Origin of the sequence: Micromonospora mangrovicola (assembly GCF_047200535.1) — a bacterium.
Classification (GTDB): domain Bacteria; phylum Actinomycetota; class Actinomycetes; order Mycobacteriales; family Micromonosporaceae; genus Micromonospora.
On the sequence record NZ_JBJZOG010000061.1, the window covers coordinates 20,797 to 37,199 of the forward strand.

A 16,403-nucleotide genomic window follows, 5' to 3' on the forward strand; every position below is an offset into this window, starting at 1 on the left:
ATGGTAGTCAGCGCCGGTAGATGTCCGCGATCTCCTCCGCGTACGTCTTGTGCACGACCTGCCGCTTGACCTTCAGCGACGGGGTCAGTTCGCCGGTGGTCTCGGTGAAGTCCTGCGGCAGGATCCGGAACACCTTGATCGCCTCGGCCTTGGAGACCGACTGGTTGGCCAGGTCGATCGCCGCCTGGATCTCGGCCCGCAGCGTCTCGTCCTCGCGCAGGTCGGCGGTGGGGGCGTCCTCCGGCCGGCCGTGCCCGGCCAGCCACTTCGGCAGCGCCTCCTCGTCGATGGTGACCAGCGCCGCGATGAACGGCTGCCGGTCGCCGACCACCACGCACTGGCTGACCAGCGGGTGGGCCCGGACCTGGTCCTCGAGCACCGCCGGGGCGACGTTCTTGCCGCCGGCGGTCACGATGATCTCCTTCTTCCGACCGGTGATGCCCAGGTAGCCGTCCTCGTCGAGCTGGCCCAGGTCGCCGGTGCGGAACCAGCCGTCGGTGGTGAGCGCCTCGGCGGTGGCCGACTCGTTGCGCCAGTAGCCCTGGAAGACGACATCGCCGGAGATCAGGATCTCGCCGTCGTCGTCGATCCGGATGGTCACCCCGGGCAGCGGCCGGCCCACCGTGCCGATCCGGGTGTGGTCGGGCAGGTTGGCGGCGACGGCGGGGGAGGTCTCGGTGAGGCCGTACCCCTCGCAGATGGTCACGCCGACACCCCGGAAGAAGTGCCCGAGCCGCGCGCCGAGCGGGGCGCCGCCGGAGATCGCGTCCCGGCACCGGCCGCCCATCGCCGCCCGCAGCTTGCGATAGACCAGCTTGTCGAAGAGCGTGTGCTGGGCACGCAGCGTCAGGCCCGGCCCGTTTGGGGTCTCCAGTGCCTCGCTGTACGCGATCGCGACCTTCTCGGCCCGGTCGAAGATCTTGCCCTTGCCGTCCGCCTCGGCCTTCTGCCGGGCGCCGTTGTAGACCTTCTCGAAGACGCGGGGCACGGAGAGCACGAAGGTGGGCTTGAAGTCCTGGAGCTCGCCGACCAGGTTCTTGGTGTCCGCGCAGTGCGCCATGGTGGCCCGGGCCTGCACCACCCCGATCTGGATGAGCCGGGCGAAGGCGTGGGCGAGCGGCAGGAAGAGCAGGGTGGAGGCGCCCTGGCGGAAGAGGTTCGGCAGCACCGGTACCGCGTTGGCGATGTCGGCGTACATGTTCCGGTGGGTGAGCACGCAGCCCTTGGGGCGGCCGGTGGTGCCACTGGTGTAGATGATGGTGGCGATGTCGTCGGCCTGCAGCGAGGTGCGGCGTACCTCGATGTCGGCCACGTCGACCGACTCGCCGGCGGCGACCAGCTGGTCCACCGCGCCCAGCTCGAGCTGCCAGACCTCGCGCAGCTCGGGGAGCCGGTCGCGGACCCCGGCGACCAGGGTGGCGTGCGCGGTGGTCTCCACCACGGCGGCGACCGCGCCGGAGTCGGCCAGGATCCAGGCCGCCTGCTCGGCGCTGGAGGTCTCGTAGATCGGCACGGTGATCGCGCCGGCGGCCCAGATGGCGTAGTCCAGCAGGGTCCACTCGTAGCGGGTGCGGCTCATCAGCGCGACCCGGTCGCCCGGGGAGATGCCGGCCGCGACCAGCCCACGGGCCACCGCGACGACCTCGTCCCGGAACTGCCGGCAGGTGACGTTCGAGGCGGGGCCCTCTTCGCCGGTGCGCCGGACGAACTGCACGGTGTCGGGGGCGACCTCGGCGTTTTCCCAGACCGGGTCGGTCAGGTTGGCCGCGTCGCCGACGGTGACGATCGGCGGGACGGAGAACTCGCGCACCTGCACTCCCTCGTGCTCGCACCGGCCGGGGCCGGCCGTGGGTCGGCTTTGTCGAAACCTACCCGCTGGTTCGGTCGGTTGGCCCAGGGAGGTTGCCCGCCCGGCTGTTGGGACGCCCGCCGCGCTCGTCGCGGCGACGCCGTGGGGTGGAGCGGCGCGCCGGTGGCGGGCGCCGGGTAGCCTCCCCCCATGGCGGACTCCTCCACCCAGTCGATCATCATCGGCGCGTCACCGGACCGGGTGGCGGCGGTCATCTGCGACTTCCCCCGCTACCCCGAGTGGGCCGACGCGGTGCGGCAGGCGGAGGTGATCGAGGAGTACGAGGACGGCTACGCCAGCCAGGTCCGGTTCACCCTGGACGCCGGGGTGATGGCCGACGAGTACGTGCTGGCCTACGAGTACGCCGAGGACATCTCACGGATCGAGTGGCACCTGGTGGCGCCCTCGAAGATGCAGAAATCCCAGCGCGGGTCGTACGACCTGGTCGGCAACCCCGACGGGACCACCACGGTGACCTACACCCTCGAGGTGGAGCTCTCCGTGGGCATGCTCGGCATGTTTCGCCGCAAGGCCGAGAAAATGATCATGGATGCGGCGTTGAAGCAGCTCAAGCGCCGGGTAGAAGCATCCGGTGCGGCCCACTGACCCGACCGGCGAACCGGTCGTCACGGTAGAGGAGCCGACCCATGGGCACCACTGATCCGGGTTCGGCCCGGGAAGAGGCCGAGCGCCTCGTCGCCATGCTGCTGGCCGCGGGCCGGCTGGCCACCGCCGCGCCCGGGGCGGGACCCTGGGGTCCGCTCGGTGGGATCCTCTCGGGTGTCCTCGGTCACACCCCCGGCGGGGCGGGCTCCGGCGACCGGGCGGCCGGGTCCGCCGGTGGCGCCTCGGCCGGCGCGGGTTTCGCCACCGGATCGCCCGAATGCTGTGTCTGCCCGGTCTGTCGCGGTATCGCGGCGTTGCGGGATCCGAGTCCGGAATTCGCCGAGCGGCTCGCCACCGGCGCGGGTGACCTGGCCGCCGGGGTGGCCAGTCTGCTGCGCGCGTTCGCCCCCGCCGAGCCCACCGCACCGGCCGGTACGCCGGACCCCGGAGAAGCCGGCGAAGCGACCGTCGGAACCCCGGCGGGAGACCACGTGTGGCGCGAGGCCACCCGTACCGGGCATGATTCTCAGCCGGCACCCGAGCAGGACGTGTGGTCCGCCGCCACCCGGGGGGAGAGCGCGGCCGGTCCGGGTGCCGTCGACGGCTCCAGGTCGCCGCGTGGCGGCAGCCACGCCGAGCTGGAGTTGTCGGACGACGGCTCCAGGTCGCCGCGTGGCGGCAGCCACGCCGAGCCGGAGTTGTCGGAGCCGCCCGCCGACGCCGCCGGGCCGGACGCGCCGGTGACGACCCGGCCGCCGTCCGGCCGGCCCGTGGTGCCCGCCTCGCGGGTGTCCGGCGAGGTGGGCGAGGACGCACCAGGCGACGGGGCCTGACCACCGATCATCCCGACATCGCGCGGCCGGTTCGGCCGATGTCGGGCAGCACAGCAGAGGGGAGTGGCAGCGGTGACGCTGACCATCGGAGTCGACGTCGGTGGCACGAAGGTGGCCGGCGGTGTCGTGGACGACACCGGCAGGGTTCTCGTGCAGACGCGACGGGACACCCCCGCCGACGACGTGGCCAAGACCCGCGACACCATCATCGAGCTGGTCGCCGAGCTGGCCACCGGCCGTACCGTCGAGGCGGTCGGCATCGGCGCGGCCGGCTGGATCGACGCCTCCCGCTCCACCGTCCTCTTCGCCCCCAACCTGGCCTGGCGTGACGAGCCGCTGCGCGAGTACGTCAGCAACGCCACCGGCCTGCCGGTGATCGTGGAGAACGACGCGAACGTGGCCGCCTGGGCGGAGTTCCGCTACGGGGCGGCCCGGGACGCCGACGACTCGATGGTCATGTTCACCATCGGCACCGGCGTCGGCGGCGGCATCGTGCTCGGCGGGGACCTGCTCCGCGGGGCCAACGGCATCGCGGCCGAACTGGGACACATGCTCACGGTGCCGGACGGGCACCAGTGCGGCTGCGGCCGGCTCGGCTGCATCGAGCAGTACGCCAGCGGCAGCGCCCTGGTGCGGTTCGCCCGCGCCGCCGCCCGCCAGGAGCCGCACCGGGCCACCGCCCTGCTGGAGCTGGCCGGCGGGGAGGCCGAGGCGGTCACCGGCCCGATGGTGACCGCCGCCGCCAAGGGCGGGGACCCGGTCTCCGCCGAGGCGTTCGCCCAGGTCGGGCGCTGGCTCGGCACCAGCATGGCGGACATGGCGCAGATCCTGGACCCGCAGGTGCTGGTCGTCGGCGGCGGCGTGATCGACGCCGGCGACCTGCTGATGGGCCCGGCCCGCCGCTCGTACCGCGAGGCGCTCGCCCAGCGCAGCCGCCTCCCGGTGGCCGAGATCCGGCCCGCGGAGCTGGGCAACAGCGCCGGGGTCATCGGCGCCGCCGACCTCGCCCGGCGCCTGTGAACCCCGACGGGGCCGGGGTGCCGCTGCGGGTGGTGTCGTACAACATCCACAGCCAGCGGGACGACACGGCCGCGCTGGCCGAGGTGGTCCGCGCGGCCGCCCCCGACGTGGTGATCGTCCAGGAGGGGCCGCGGCGGTTCCGGTGGCGGCAGAAGTGCGCCTCGCTGGCCGACTCGTTCGGCCTCGTGGTTGCGGCCGGCGGCCTGCCGTCGCTCGGCAACCTGCTGCTCACCAGCCTCCGGGTGCGGGTGCGTGACACCCGCTGCCAGCGCTACCCGCTGACCCCCGGACGTCATCTGCGGGGTGCCGCGTACGCCGACTGCCTGGTGGGTGGGAGCCGGTTCCTGCTGGCCGGCTCCCACCTGTCCACCGACCCGGCGGAGCGGCCGGCCCAGGCGGCGGCGTTCAAGCGGGAACTGGCCGCCGCCACGCTGCCGGTGGTCGCCGGGGCCGACCTCAACGAGGGACCGGACGGCTCGGCGTGGCGGACCGTCGCGGCGGGACTGACCGACGCCGCCGTGGCCGCCGACCGGGCGGACCGGCACACCTACTCCTGCGCCAACCCGCACCGGCGCATCGACGCCCTGTTCGTGGACCCCCGGATCACCGTGGTCGACTACGACGTGGTCGACACCCCGCGGACCCGCCGGGCCAGCGACCACTTCCCGGTCCTGGTCGACCTGCTGCTGCCCGCCGCCGGCTGAGCCACCCGCCCGCCGGCCCCACGCCGGGGCTGGACAACGGCGGGCATTGTCGGCAGGATTTCGCACCGACCCGGCACGCGTGCCGCACAAAAGGAGATGTCCCGGTGTCCTCCTCCACCGATCTCGGCCGCCCCGATCCGGACACGACGGTCGCCCTGACCAGGGACGGCCGCCCGGTCTCCGACCGGGGCGACACCGTCTGCGTCATCGGGGCCGGCGCCAGCGGCCTCGCCGCCGTGAAGAATCTCCGCGAGCACGGCTTCGGCGTCGACTGCTACGAGCGGGAGACCGGCGTCGGCGGCGCCTGGAACTGGCGGCACGACCGCAGCCCGGTGTACGCCAGCACCCACCTCATATCCTCCCGGCCGTTCACCCAGTTCCCCGACTTCCCGATGCCGGACGACTGGCCGGACTACCCGCACCACGCGCAACTGCTGTCCTACTTCGAGCGCTACGCCGACCACTTCGACCTGCGCCAGCACATCTGGTTCGGCACCGAGGTAATCCGCGTGGAGCCCGTCGAGGGCGACCGCTGGGACGTCACCACCCGCAGCACCGGCGGGTACGGCCCGGAGCGCACCTCCCGGTACGCGGCGGTGGTGCTGGCCAACGGGCACAACTGGTCGCCGAAGCTGCCCCGGTACGAAGGGCTGGAGCAGTTCCGGGGCGAGGTCATGCACGCCTCGTCCTACAAGGACCCGGCCCAGTTGCGCGGCAAGCGGGTGCTGGTGGTCGGCGCCGGCAACACCGGCTGCGACATCGCGGTCGAGGCGGCCCAGCAGGCGTCCCGCTGCTGGCACTCCACCCGCCGCGGCTACTGGTACGCCCCGAAGTACGTCCTCGGCCGCCCCGCCGACCAGGTCAACGACACCCTGCTCGCGCTGCGGGTGCCGCTGCGGGTACGGCAGTGGCTCTACCACTCGACGCTCCGACTGACGGTCGGCGACCTGACCCGGTTCGGCCTGCCGAAGCCCGACCACCGGGTGTACGAGACCCACCCGATCGCCAACAGCCAGCTGGTCTACTACGTCGGCCACGGCGAGATCACCCCGGTGCCGGACGTGGCCCGGTTCCACGACCGGGCGGTCGAGCTGACCGACGGGCGGCAGATCGACCCGGATCTGGTCGTCTTCGCCACCGGCTACCTGCCCCGCTTCGAGTTCCTGGAGGGCCGGGTGCTCGGCGACGAGGAGGGTTCGGGCCGGCCCCGGCTCTGGCTCAACGCCTTCGCCGCCGGCCACCCCACCCTCGCCGTGGTGGGCCTGGTGCAGCCGGACTCCGGCATCTTCGCCATCTCGCACTGGCAGAGCGTGCTCTTCGCCCGGCTGCTCGCCCTGCGGACCAGCCGGCCGGAGCGGGCCGTCGCTTTCGGCCGCAGGGTCGCCGCCGGCCTCGGCGAGCGGTACTCGGCGAAGGTGAAGGACAGCACGCGGCACTGGTTCGAGGTCGGGCACGCCGACTACCTGCGCGCGCTCCAGCGCGCCCTGTACGACCTGGAGGGCAAGTGAGCGCGAGGAGTGCAACGCGGCGGAGCCCCGCAGTCGCGAACGAAAGGTGGGGCCGGTGAGCGCGAGGAGTGCAGCGCGGCGGAGCCCCGCAGTCGCGAACGAAAGGTGGGACCCGGTGAGCGCGAGGAGTGCAGCGCAGCGGAGCCCCGCAGTCGCGAACGAGAGGCAGGCACGGTGAGCGCGGAGCGGGTCCGGGTGGTCCGGGCGTGGGAGTGGGCTCGGCCGGAGCGCCCGGCCCGCCGCGAGCTGCTCGCCGCGGTACCCGAGCTGGAGCAGGCGAAGCCGCCGCTGCTCATGGTGCCCGGCTTCGGGCACGGGGCGTGGGCGTTCGCCGAGCACTGGCTGGAGCACGCCGCCTCCCGGGGCTTCCCGGCGTACGCGCTGAGCCTGCGCGGGCACGGCGGCAGCGAGCCGGCGCCGGGCGCGACGCTGCGCGCGTACGCCCATGACGTGGTCCAGGCGGCGGCGGCCCTGCCCCGGCAGGCGGTGCTGGTGGGGCACGGCGCCGGTGCCCGGGTGGTCGCGCACGCGCTGGCCCGCTACCCGGCCCGGGCGGCGGTGCTGGTGGCGCCGGTGCTCGGGGGCTGGGCGACGTTCGGCACCGCGCTGCGGCGCAACCCGGTCGGCACCCTGCCGGCGGTCTTCGGCGCCGGCCTGCGGCTCAACCGCCGGCAGCTGTTCAGCCGGGAGCTGCCCGACGCCGACGCCCGCCGGTACGTCTCCCGGCTGGGCCGGGCCAGCCGGCGGGCGCAGTGGCAGCTGCTCGTCGGCCGGCAGCCGGAGCCGGCGGTGGGCCGGCCGCCGGTGCTGGTGCTGGGCAGCCCCGACGACCGGGTGGTGCCGGCGGCGGCGCTGACCCGGGCCGCCCGCCGGTACGCCTCGGCCCCGCTGCTCTTCCCTGGCATGGGGCACGACCTGATGCTCGACGCCCGCTGGCGGGAGCCGGTCGACGCGATCCTGGACTGGTTGGAGAAGGACCCGGCGCCGGCGCTCGGCTGAGCGCCCGGTGCCGGACAGCCCGGTCAGTCGGTCGTGACGAGCCGGCTGAGCGGGGAGCCGCTCTCGTCCAGCGCGCTCAGGTATGAGCGTGCCCAGGCGTGGATGTCGTTGTGATGCAGGTACGCCCGCATCGCCCGCATCCGCGCGGAGACGTCCTCCGGCGTGGCCCGTAGCGCCCGGAGCAGCTCGTGCTTGAGCCCTTTCAGGTCGTGCGGGTTGACCAGGTACGCCTGGGGGAGTTCGGCGGCCGCGCCGGCGAACTCGCTGAGCAGCAGGGCCCCGGTGTCGTCCACCCGGGCGGCCACGTACTCCTTGGCGACCAGGTTCATCCCGTCCCGCAGCGGGGTCACCGCCATCACGTCGGCGACCCGGTAGAGGGCGACCAGTTCGGCCCGGTCGAAGGGCTGGGTGAGGTAGTGGATCGCCGGTTCGCCGACCCGGCCGAACTCGCCGTTGATCCGGCCGACCTGGTGCTCCACCCGGTCCCGGAGGATCTGGTACTGGGCGACCCGCTCCCGGCTGGGCACCGCGACCTGGATCAGCACGGTGTCGCGGACCTTGACGTCCCCGCTGGCCAGCAGCTCGCGGTACGCCTTGAGCCGTTGCTCGATGCCCTTGGTGTAGTCCATCCGGTCGACGCTGAGGATGACGTGCTCGGGGCGGCCGAGGTCCTGGCGGAGCCGGTGGGCCCGGTCGGCGACCTCCGGCCGGGCGGCGAGCGCGGCCATCTCGGCGGTGTCGATGGAGACCGGGAAGGCGCCGATCCGGACCACCCGGTCGCCGACGGCGATCCGCCGGTCGGTGGCGGGCAGGTCGAGCACCTTCGTCACCAGCTGGGCGAAGTTGTGTGCGGCCTGGGCGCGCTGGAATCCGATGAGGTCGGCGCCGAGCATCCCGTGCAGCAGTTCGGACCGGCGGGGGAGCTGCATGAACAGCTCCGGCGGCGGGAACGGCGCGTGCAGGAAGAAGCCGATCCGCAGGTCGGGCCGGAGCTGGCGGAGCAGCCCCGGCACCAACTGGAGGTGGTAGTCCTGCACCCAGACCAGGCCGCCCGGCTCGGCCACCTCGGCGGTGGCCTCGGCGAACCGCTGGTTGACTCGCTGGTACGCCTCCCACCAGCGCCGGTGGTACTCGGGCTGCTCGACGGCGTCGTGGTACAGCGGCCAGAGGGTCGCGTTGGCGAACCCCTCGTAGTGGTCGCGGAGGTCGTCGCCGCTGAGCGGCACGGTGTGCATCCGTACGCCGTCCACGTCGGGCAGGTGGGGCGCCGGTCCGGTGCCACCGGCCCAGCCGATCCAGGTGGCCGGGGTGTGCCGGAGCAGGGGGTGCAGGGCGCTCACCAGGCCGCCGGGGCTGCGGCGCCACTCGCAGGCGCCGTCCGGCGCCACACTGTCGTCGATGGGCAGGCGGTTGGCAACCACCACGAGGGGACTCTGTCGCATCTCGGGCATTCCGATCTGCAGAGGACCAGCCGCCGGAGCGAGGAGCAAACCGGACAGCCGGTGCGGGAAGTGACGTACAGCGGTATTACTACTGACCGTAAGTTACACCTCTGTTACGCAACACCCCGGGGTCGGTGGCCGTCCCGCCATCCGGGCGGGCGTCAGACCACCGCGCCGTCGTCCGGGTCGTGCTCCTCCGAGTCGCCGGGGCGCAGCCGCCAGATCAGCATCACGAAGCCGGCGAGGATGCCGGTGAAGCCGAGCAGCGTCACCACCGACGGGTCGGTCACCGGCAGCACGGTGGGGGAGAGGAAGAGTACGAACCCGACCACGATGCAGAGCACGCCGACGACCGCGTACTTGGAGAAGCGGGGCAGCGGCGGCGGGGGCGGCGGGGTGTAGTGCTCCTCGTCGTCCGGCAGGTCGGCGCCGAAGGTGTCCAGCCCGTCCAGCAGCGACGGCTCGTCGTGCCGGCTGCGGCCCACCGAGACCCCGGAGACGTCCGCCGCGTACGGCAGCCGGCGCACGTCGGTGGCGGTCGGCCCGGCGGGCTCCTCCGCGCGACCGCCGGCGGCGCCGGCGGGACCGGGTGGGTCGACCGGGTCGTCGACGTCCTCCGCGGCGGGCCACGGGTGGCTCCCGGCGGCCGGGGCGGTGTGGAAGCCGGCCACGATCCTGGCCCATTCCGCCTCGATGTCCGGCTCGTCGTCCCGGGCCGGCTCAGGGGTGCCCTCGTCGGCGAGCTGGGTCAGGTAGTCCCGGGCGGTGGTCAGGTGCGAGCGGTCGACGTAGAGCCGGTCGACCGGGCGGGGCGGCACCGTGGTGGTCCGGGTGACCGGGTTCAGATCGGCGGAGGGCTGGAGGTATGCGGCGATCCCGCCCGCGGCCAGCACGTCGAGCAGGTGCTCGCCGACGCGCGGATCGACATCGCCCGCGACCGCGTACTCGGCCGCGTCGAGCCCGTTGTCCCGCCGCCCCCGACGGGGCCCACCCGCTGACACCGGACACCTCCTCGCCGCACCCTCGGTGCGTCCCGACCCGGCGCCCCGTACGCCGTGCCCTGAATCGTGACACGTCAGGGCCCGGTTCCGGGAGTGCGTTGTGGCGTGCCGCTCCCGGTTCGTAGGCTTCTCCCCGACAGTTCCCGCTCGCCGACGGCGCCCCGGGCGCGGTCCGGGCGTGCCCGGCGCCCCCACCGGCTCCCCGGCGGCCGTGGGCCTCACCGCCCCCGCCTGGAAGGACCCCGGTGCTGTATTGGCTGCTGAAGTACATCATCCTCGGCCCGTTGCTGAGGCTGATCTTCCGCCCGCAGGTCGAAGGGCTCGAACATGTCCCGGACACCGGCGCGGTCATCCTGGCCAGCAATCACCTCTCCTTCTCGGATTCGATCTTCACTCCGCTCATCGTCAAGCGAAAAGTCACATTCATCGCAAAGGCTGAGTACTTCACCGGCAAGGGCATCAAGGGCTGGCTGACGAAGATGTTCTTCGTCGGCTCCGGCACCATCCCGGTCGACCGGACCGGCGGGCGGGCCGCCCGAGCCGCGCTGGACACCCAGCTCAAGGTGCTGCGGGCCGGCGGGATCGCGGGCATCTACCCGGAGGGCACCCGGTCACCCGACGGCCGGCTCTACCGGGGCAAGACCGGGGTGGCCCGGCTCGCCCTGGAGAGCGGGGCGCCGGTGGTGCCGATGGCGATGCTCAACTCCGACGTCATCCAACCGACCGGTCAGATCATTCCCAACCTCGGCCGGGTCAGGATCCGCTTCGGCGCCCCGCTCGATTTCTCCCGCTACGCCGGGATGACCGGCGACCGGTTCGTCGAGCGCGCCGTCACCGACGAGATCATGTACGAGCTGATGGAGCTCTCCGGCCGCGAGTACGTCGACATGTACGCGCAGAAGGCGAAGAGCCGGCCGACGAGGGAGGTCGTTCCCGCCTGACCTGGCTCAGCCGGCCCGGCCGGCCCCGGCGAGGCGGAGCAGGCCGGCGGCGGCGTGCCGCTCGGCGAAGGCGCGTACCCGGGCGAGCGTCTCGGCCGCGGCCGGCGGGTCCGCCTCGGCCAGCGGCCCCACCGCCAGGGCGGACGCGATGACATGGTCGGTGGCGTCGGTCATCTCGGCGTAGCTGTCGGCCGCCGCCGTGAACAGGCCGGCCGCCCGCCGGGCGTCACCGTCCCGCCAGGCCAGCGCCGCATCGGCGGACCGCCCGGCCGCGCGCGCCCAGCGGGTCGCCCGCGGGGAGCGGGCCAGCAGGTCGCGCACCAGCCGGGCCGCCTCGTCGCCGAGCACCCCGGCCACGTGCCCGACCGCCGGCACCCACTCGGCGAACGGGATCATCCGGGTCCGCCGCCAGTCGGCGTCGAGCTCGGCGAGCAGCGCCAGCGCCTCGTCCCGGCGGCCCTGCACCGCCCGGCACAGCGCGGCGTGGGCCACGGTGGACCGGAGCACCCGGTGGAAGCCGCTGCGCCGGGCGGCGACCAGCGCCTGGTCCACCAGGTCGGGACCGGCGTCGTCGCCGGGCGGCGCGTCGCCCAGCGCACGGATCCAGCCGGAGATCGCCACGATGTGCAGGTCCCACTCGTCGGTCGGGCGGCGCGTCGACCCCTCGGCCATCCGCAGCGCCGCCGGCCAGTCGCCGCTGTAGTACGACCGGGTCCACTGGTCGGCGAAGCTCACCGTCAGGCCGTGCTCACCGGCCAGGTCCAGCGACCGCTGCTCGTCGACCAGCCGGGCCGAGCCGGCCAGGTCGCCCTCCTCCTGCAGTGCCCAGGCCAGGTTGTGCACCGCGCGCCGGCGGCTGGTCAGTCGCTCCACCCGGCACTCCTCGGTGATCTCGGTCAGCTCGGCGTACGCCTCCTCGACGCCGGCCTGGTAGCGCGCCACGGCCAGGGTGATGCGCGCGTTCGCCCGCGCCTCGCGCAGTTCCAGCCGCTCGGCCAGGTCCACGGCGGCTCCGGCGGCGGCGCAGGCCGGCTCGGCCTCCGCGTCGAGCATGTGCACCCGGGCCAGCTCCAGCAGCGCGCCGACCTTGTCCTCGCTGTCAGGCAACCCGGCGTGCAGCCGGATCGCCCGGTCCAGGCAGCGCAGCGTCTCCGAGCGGTCGGCCCGGGCCCAGGCCGCGGTGGCCAGCAGCCGCCAGGCCTTCGCCGCGCCGGGCAGGTCGCCCGCGCCGGCCAGCCGGTCGGCCAGCCCGGTGAGCGTCTGTGCGCCCCCGCCGACCAGGAACCCGTCGCGGTCCCGGTAGAACGCCAGCTCGGCCTCGAGCAGCTCGAGGGTCGGGTCCGGCCCGCACTCCACCGCCAGCGCGCGGCCGACCAGCGTGGCCGCGGTGTCCAGCGCGTGCAACTCGTACGCCCGGCGGGCCGCCCGGTGCAGCGCGGCCCGGGTGACCCGGGCGTACGGGGCCGGGTCGAGGCCCACCGTGCGGCCGACCTCGTGCGCCGCCCACCGGTGGTTGGCCACCACCTCGGCCAGGTCGTGTTGCCGGCCGTCGGCGAGCTGTTCCAGCCAGTCGGCGGTGCGCTGGTGCCGGGTGACCCGCTCCGCCCGGGGCAGCCGCTGGTAGCAGACGTCCCGGACCAGGATGTGCCGGAACCGGTACTCCGGCTGGCTCGGCATGGTCGAGGTGGGCAGCTCGTAGACGAGGTCGCGGCGCTGGAGGCGGTGCAGCGCCCGCTCCACCCACTCCGCCGGCCGGCCGAGGGCCAGGGCCACCGGTGCCGCCCAGAACTGCACGCCCACCACCGAGGCGGCCTGCAGCACCGCACGGTCGGCCGGATCGAGCAGGTCCAGCCGGTTTGCGATGACCGCCTGCACGGTACGCGGCATCTCCGCGCCGCCGGCCGGGTCGAGCGGCGCGAGGTGCGGCGTCCGGTCGACGAGCCCGCCGTCGACCAGCATCCGGGCGTACTCCTGGGCGTACAGCGGGTTCCCGTCGGCGAACTCGATCAGCGGCGCGCGGGCCTTCGCCGGCAGGGTGGCATGGCCGAGCAGCAGCGAGTAGAGGATGTCGATGTCCCCGTCGTGCATCGGCGGCACCGAGATGGACATCGCGCCGCTGATCGTGCCCGTCCACGCCGGGTGCCGCTCGCGCAGCTCTGGACGGGCGGTCGCGATCACCAGCAGGGGTACGTTGCGGGCCGCCGCACCGAGCTGCTCGACGAAGGAGAGCATCGCCTCGTCCGCCCAGTGCATGTCCTCGAAGACGAGCACCGTCGGACCGGTCGTGGCCAGGGTGAGCAGGAATCGGCGCCAGGCCGCCTCGGTCTCGGCGGAGGTGAGCCGTTCGCCGGACACGCCGACCAGCGGGCCCAGCGCCTCGGCCAGCCGTACCGCGTGCGGGTCGGTCAGCCCGCCCAGCCGCTCCCGCAGACGTTCGCGCATCGCGGCCGGGTCGTCGGAGTCGGGCAGCCCGGTCCAGCTCCGGACGATGTCGGCCAGCGCGGCGTACGTGACGTTCTCCCCGAACGGCGGGCAGTGGCCGGTCAGCCAGGTCACCCGCGCGCCGGGCAGGTTCGCCGCGTGCCGGGCCAGCTCGCGCAGCAGCCGGCTCTTGCCCACCCCGGCCGGACCGAACACGGTCAGCAGCTGCGAGGTGCGCTCGGTGACGGTCCGGTGCAGCGCGCTGTGCAGCAGGCCCCGCTCGTGGTCCCGGTCGACCATCGGGGTCAGCTCGGCGCCGTGGCTGTCCCGCCGGGGCCGGGCCTGGACGGCCAGCCAGATCCGGCTCACCGCGGATCGCCCGCGCAGCGTCACCGGCGGTTGGTCGGCATACTCCATCTCATGCTGGGTGGCCGCCCAGGTGCTCTCGTCGACCACCACCCCGCCGGTCGGGGCCAGCGCCTGCAACCGGGATGCGGTGTTGACCACGTCGCCGGTGACGAACGCCTGGCCGCCGTCCCGGGCCGCGGCGAGGTCGACCAGGGCCTCACCGGTGGCGACGCCGACCCGGAAGCCGAGCGGCGGGTGCAGGTCGGCGGGCTGCCGGGCCAGGCTCCGTTGCAGTTCCAGCCCGGCCCGTACGCAGCGCAGCGCGTCGTTGTCCGTCGCCACCGGCGCGCCGAAGAGCGCCATCACGGCGTCGCCGATGTACTTCTCCACCACGCCGCCGTACTGGTGGACCAGCCGGCGTACCGTCGCGAAGTACGCCTGCTGGAGCCCGCGCGCCTGTTCCGGGTCGGCCTGTTCGGCGTACGTGGTGAAGTCGACGATGTCGATGAAGAGCACGCTGACCTGGCGGCGGTCCTCCTGCACGGCGACGGCGTGATCGCGCAGCGGCCGGCCGCAGTTGGTGCAGAAGTTCGCCTCGGCGCTGTTGGCGTGGCCGCAGCCCGGGCAGGTCGCCGCGAGGGGCCGGCCGCACCCGCCGCAGAATCGGTCGTCCGGTCCGGCGGTCCGGGAGCAGTGTCCACAGGCGAGGTCGATGTCCAGCTCCGTACGCGTGAGGTTCCCCAGTGTCCCGCGTGGCCGGTCAGTCGGGTACCCGACGGGTCGGTGGGACATCGCGGCTGATCGGCCGGGTCTAGTCTTCCTTACCAGGAAGTTTCGCAGACAGGGAGAGTGCCGTGCACGTACGGCTGTCCGCCTCCTGGAGGGATCCACGAGGGACGGTGTGGGCTCCGGGAGACACGGTCGACGTCGACGCTGTCACCCTCGCCGAACTGGAGGAGAAGGGCATGGTAGAGCAGCCCGCGGGCCAGAGCGCTGGTTCGACCGACACCACGAAGACCACCACGACCAAGGAGACCGACCCGCAGAAGATCGGCCCGGGCCCGAGCGCGCCGCCGGCCGACACCACGGAGAAGTGACCGGCCGGTGGGGCCGGTGGTCGTCCCGCCGGCCCCACCGATCCGTCCCGGCCCCGGTTCAGGCGACCGCCGCGACGGCGGCCCGGCGTCGCACGCGCGGGCCGAGGGCCCGGGTGAGCAGCGGTACGACCAGAGCCAGCGTGGCCAGGATGCCGACCCCGGAGACGACCAGCAGCCAGCGCGGGCCGATCGCCCCGAGCAGTGAGGCCCCGGCCAGGTACGCCAGCACCTCGGCCGCGTAGGGGAACATGTATACGGTCCCGAAGACCACCCCCAGCCGCTCGGTCGGCACGTTCTGCTGGATGAGGGTGTCCGCCGCGACGTGGTGCCAACCGGCTCCCGCTCCGGCCAGCGCCTGCCCGATCAGGGCGACCCCGATCACCGGGCTGACGCCGGTGGCCAGCGTTCCCAGCCCGAGGGCGAGCAGGGCCGCGTAGAGCACCAGATCCATCCTGGTCCGCCGGCCGGTCCGGGTCAGCAGCACCGGCCCCAGCACCATGCCGACGCCGTACGCGGTGCCGAGCAGGCCGATCATGACCTCGGTGGCCGCGAGCTCGGTCCGGCCCAGGGGCACCACCGCGAGGTTGTCCAGGGCCGCGAACGTCACCAGCACCAGGAACCCGACCGAGACCGCGCGGACCACCCCGCTGCGCCGCACGACGCGCAGCCCGGCGCCGAGCACCTGGCGGAACGGTTCGGTCCGGGCCGCCGCCGGCGCGGACAGCGGGCGTACCCCGCCGATCAGCAGCGCGGACAGGACGAAGGTGGCCGCGTCGACGAGCAGCGTCGCGGTCAGCCCGACGGTGGCCAGGAGCAGGCCGCCGATGGCGGGACCGGCGGCGAAGCCGATGTTCATGCCGACCGCGAGCTGCGCGTTCGCCGCCGGGAGCCGGTCCGGGTCGACGAGCCGGGGGAGCAGGCTTCGGCCGGCCGGGGTGAAGGCGGTGGCCGCCACGGTCGCCGCGGTGACCGCCGCGAGCAGTACCGGCAGCGGCGGCATGAGCAGCGCCACCGCCAGGTAGAGCAGCGCCTGGCCGACGTCGCAGCAGACGATCAGCCGGCGCTGGTCGAAGCGGTCGGCGAGCGCGCCCAGCAGCGGGCCGAGCAGCCTCGGCGCGGTGGAGGCCAGCAGCAGCAGGGCGACGGCGGTGCCGCCGTGCGCGTCGTACGTCGCGATCAGCAGGGCGGTGCGCGCGAGCTGGTCTCCGGCGTACGAGACCAGGCGGGCGGACCAGTAACGACGAAAGGCGACATTGCCGCGGATCAGTGACATGCCCGTCAACTCCTCGCTTGGCAGGTCTGTCCGATGGGGGCCCCGGGACAGGGGCGTGCCGGGCAACCTTGGCAGCGGGCGACCGTGCTGGACAACGGCCCTTCAGCCAGTGATTCATGCACATATGTCTATTTTGTCGGGATCGCTCCTCGCCTAGCGTCGGTGCTGCAAGAGCGACCACGACGACAGCCAGGGAGGCACGATGTCCACCTCGATGAACACCAGCGCCGGCACGACGACCGGTTGGGCCGGTCCGGGCTACTGGGCCGGTCCCGGCTACTGGATCGGTCCCGGCTACTGGGTCGGTCCGACCCGCTGAACCGCGTAACCCGGTCACGGGGGGGGGGGGGGGGGGAGGGGG

At 73.9% G+C, this 16,403-nt stretch carries 13 protein-coding genes; 8 read left to right on the forward strand and 5 right to left on the reverse strand.

The genetic code is table 11. The features are described 5' to 3' along the window. Positions 1-7: 7 nt before the first annotated feature. Positions 8-1,810 carry an AMP-dependent synthetase/ligase gene (locus ACL02O_RS22435; protein WP_412820090.1) on the reverse strand — a complete coding sequence of 601 codons (1,803 nt, stop codon included), beginning with the start codon at positions 1,808-1,810 and terminating at the stop codon, positions 8-10. A 189-nt stretch (positions 1,811-1,999) separates the two neighbouring features. Here ACL02O_RS22435 and ACL02O_RS22440 point away from each other — a divergent pair, with 189 nt between their 5' ends. From ACL02O_RS22440 to ACL02O_RS22465, 6 genes are all read left to right on the forward strand, one after another. Next, entirely contained in the window at positions 2,000-2,455 is a 456-nt protein-coding gene (locus ACL02O_RS22440; RefSeq protein WP_412820091.1) for an SRPBCC family protein, read from the forward strand. A 41-nt stretch (positions 2,456-2,496) separates the two neighbouring features. After that, positions 2,497-3,288 carry a prolipoprotein diacylglyceryl transferase gene (locus ACL02O_RS22445; RefSeq protein WP_412820092.1) on the forward strand — a complete coding sequence of 264 codons (792 nt, stop codon included), beginning with the start codon at positions 2,497-2,499 and terminating at the stop codon, positions 3,286-3,288. Positions 3,289-3,360: 72 nt separating this feature from the next. Beyond that, entirely contained in the window at positions 3,361-4,308 is a 948-nt protein-coding gene (locus ACL02O_RS22450; RefSeq protein ID WP_412820093.1) for an ROK family glucokinase, read from the forward strand. Beyond that, the gene (locus ACL02O_RS22455) at positions 4,305-5,012 is read left to right on the forward strand and encodes an endonuclease/exonuclease/phosphatase family protein (RefSeq protein WP_412820094.1); all 708 of its coding nucleotides are present in this window, start codon (positions 4,305-4,307) and stop codon (positions 5,010-5,012) included. Before ACL02O_RS22450 ends, ACL02O_RS22455 begins: the two co-directional genes overlap by 4 nt. 104 nt (positions 5,013-5,116) lie before the next feature. After that, positions 5,117-6,520, forward strand: a complete 1,404-nt coding sequence (locus ACL02O_RS22460) for a flavin-containing monooxygenase (protein WP_412820095.1) — start codon at positions 5,117-5,119, stop codon at positions 6,518-6,520. A 174-nt stretch (positions 6,521-6,694) separates the two neighbouring features. Continuing rightward, the gene (locus ACL02O_RS22465; RefSeq protein WP_412820096.1) at positions 6,695-7,519 is read left to right on the forward strand and encodes an alpha/beta hydrolase; all 825 of its coding nucleotides are present in this window, start codon (positions 6,695-6,697) and stop codon (positions 7,517-7,519) included. A gap of 23 nt (positions 7,520-7,542) precedes the next feature. On the opposite strand, the gene ACL02O_RS22470 is transcribed toward ACL02O_RS22465, so the two are convergent. Together ACL02O_RS22470 and ACL02O_RS22475 are read right to left on the reverse strand one after the other, a co-directional pair. Continuing rightward, positions 7,543-8,961, reverse strand: a complete 1,419-nt coding sequence (locus ACL02O_RS22470; protein WP_412820097.1) for an alpha,alpha-trehalose-phosphate synthase (UDP-forming) — start codon at positions 8,959-8,961, stop codon at positions 7,543-7,545. Between the two features lie 161 nt (positions 8,962-9,122). Beyond that, complete coding sequence (locus ACL02O_RS22475; RefSeq protein WP_412820098.1) at positions 9,123-9,962, reverse strand: DUF308 domain-containing protein; 840 nt, start codon at positions 9,960-9,962, stop codon at positions 9,123-9,125. A 245-nt stretch (positions 9,963-10,207) separates the two neighbouring features. Here ACL02O_RS22475 and ACL02O_RS22480 point away from each other — a divergent pair, with 245 nt between their 5' ends. Then, on the forward strand, positions 10,208-10,903 hold the full coding sequence (locus ACL02O_RS22480) for a lysophospholipid acyltransferase family protein (protein ID WP_412820099.1): 696 nt from the start codon (positions 10,208-10,210) through the stop codon (positions 10,901-10,903). A gap of 6 nt (positions 10,904-10,909) precedes the next feature. Here ACL02O_RS22480 and ACL02O_RS22485 read toward each other — a convergent pair whose 3' ends face one another. Continuing rightward, positions 10,910-14,464 (reverse strand): ATP-binding protein, encoded by a 3,555-nt coding sequence (locus ACL02O_RS22485; RefSeq protein ID WP_412820100.1) that lies wholly within the window; start codon positions 14,462-14,464, stop codon positions 10,910-10,912. A gap of 107 nt (positions 14,465-14,571) precedes the next feature. Between ACL02O_RS22485 and ACL02O_RS22490 the strand changes: the two genes are divergently transcribed. Next, positions 14,572-14,769 (forward strand): hypothetical protein, encoded by a 198-nt coding sequence (locus tag ACL02O_RS22490; protein ID WP_412820101.1) that lies wholly within the window; start codon positions 14,572-14,574, stop codon positions 14,767-14,769. 58 nt (positions 14,770-14,827) lie between these two features. On the opposite strand, the gene ACL02O_RS22495 is transcribed toward ACL02O_RS22490, so the two are convergent. Next, positions 14,828-16,042: an MFS transporter gene (locus ACL02O_RS22495; RefSeq protein ID WP_412820102.1), complete on the reverse strand. Its 1,215-nt coding sequence runs from the start codon at positions 16,040-16,042 to the stop codon at positions 14,828-14,830. Between the last annotated feature and the right edge of the window lie 361 nt (positions 16,043-16,403).

Excerpts from the sequence above, each read along its gene's own strand:
- ACL02O_RS22445 (WP_412820092.1), top strand. The coding sequence starts at position 2,497 with ATGGGCACCACTGATCCGGGTTCGGCCCGGGAAGAGGCCGAGCGCCTC.
- ACL02O_RS22495 (WP_412820102.1), bottom strand. The coding sequence starts at position 16,042 with ATGTCACTGATCCGCGGCAATGTCGCCTTTCGTCGTTACTGGTCCGCC.
- ACL02O_RS22485 (WP_412820100.1), bottom strand. The coding sequence starts at position 14,464 with ATGTCCCACCGACCCGTCGGGTACCCGACTGACCGGCCACGCGGGACA.
- ACL02O_RS22440 (WP_412820091.1), top strand. The coding sequence starts at position 2,000 with ATGGCGGACTCCTCCACCCAGTCGATCATCATCGGCGCGTCACCGGAC.
- ACL02O_RS22470 (WP_412820097.1), bottom strand. The coding sequence starts at position 8,961 with ATGCGACAGAGTCCCCTCGTGGTGGTTGCCAACCGCCTGCCCATCGAC.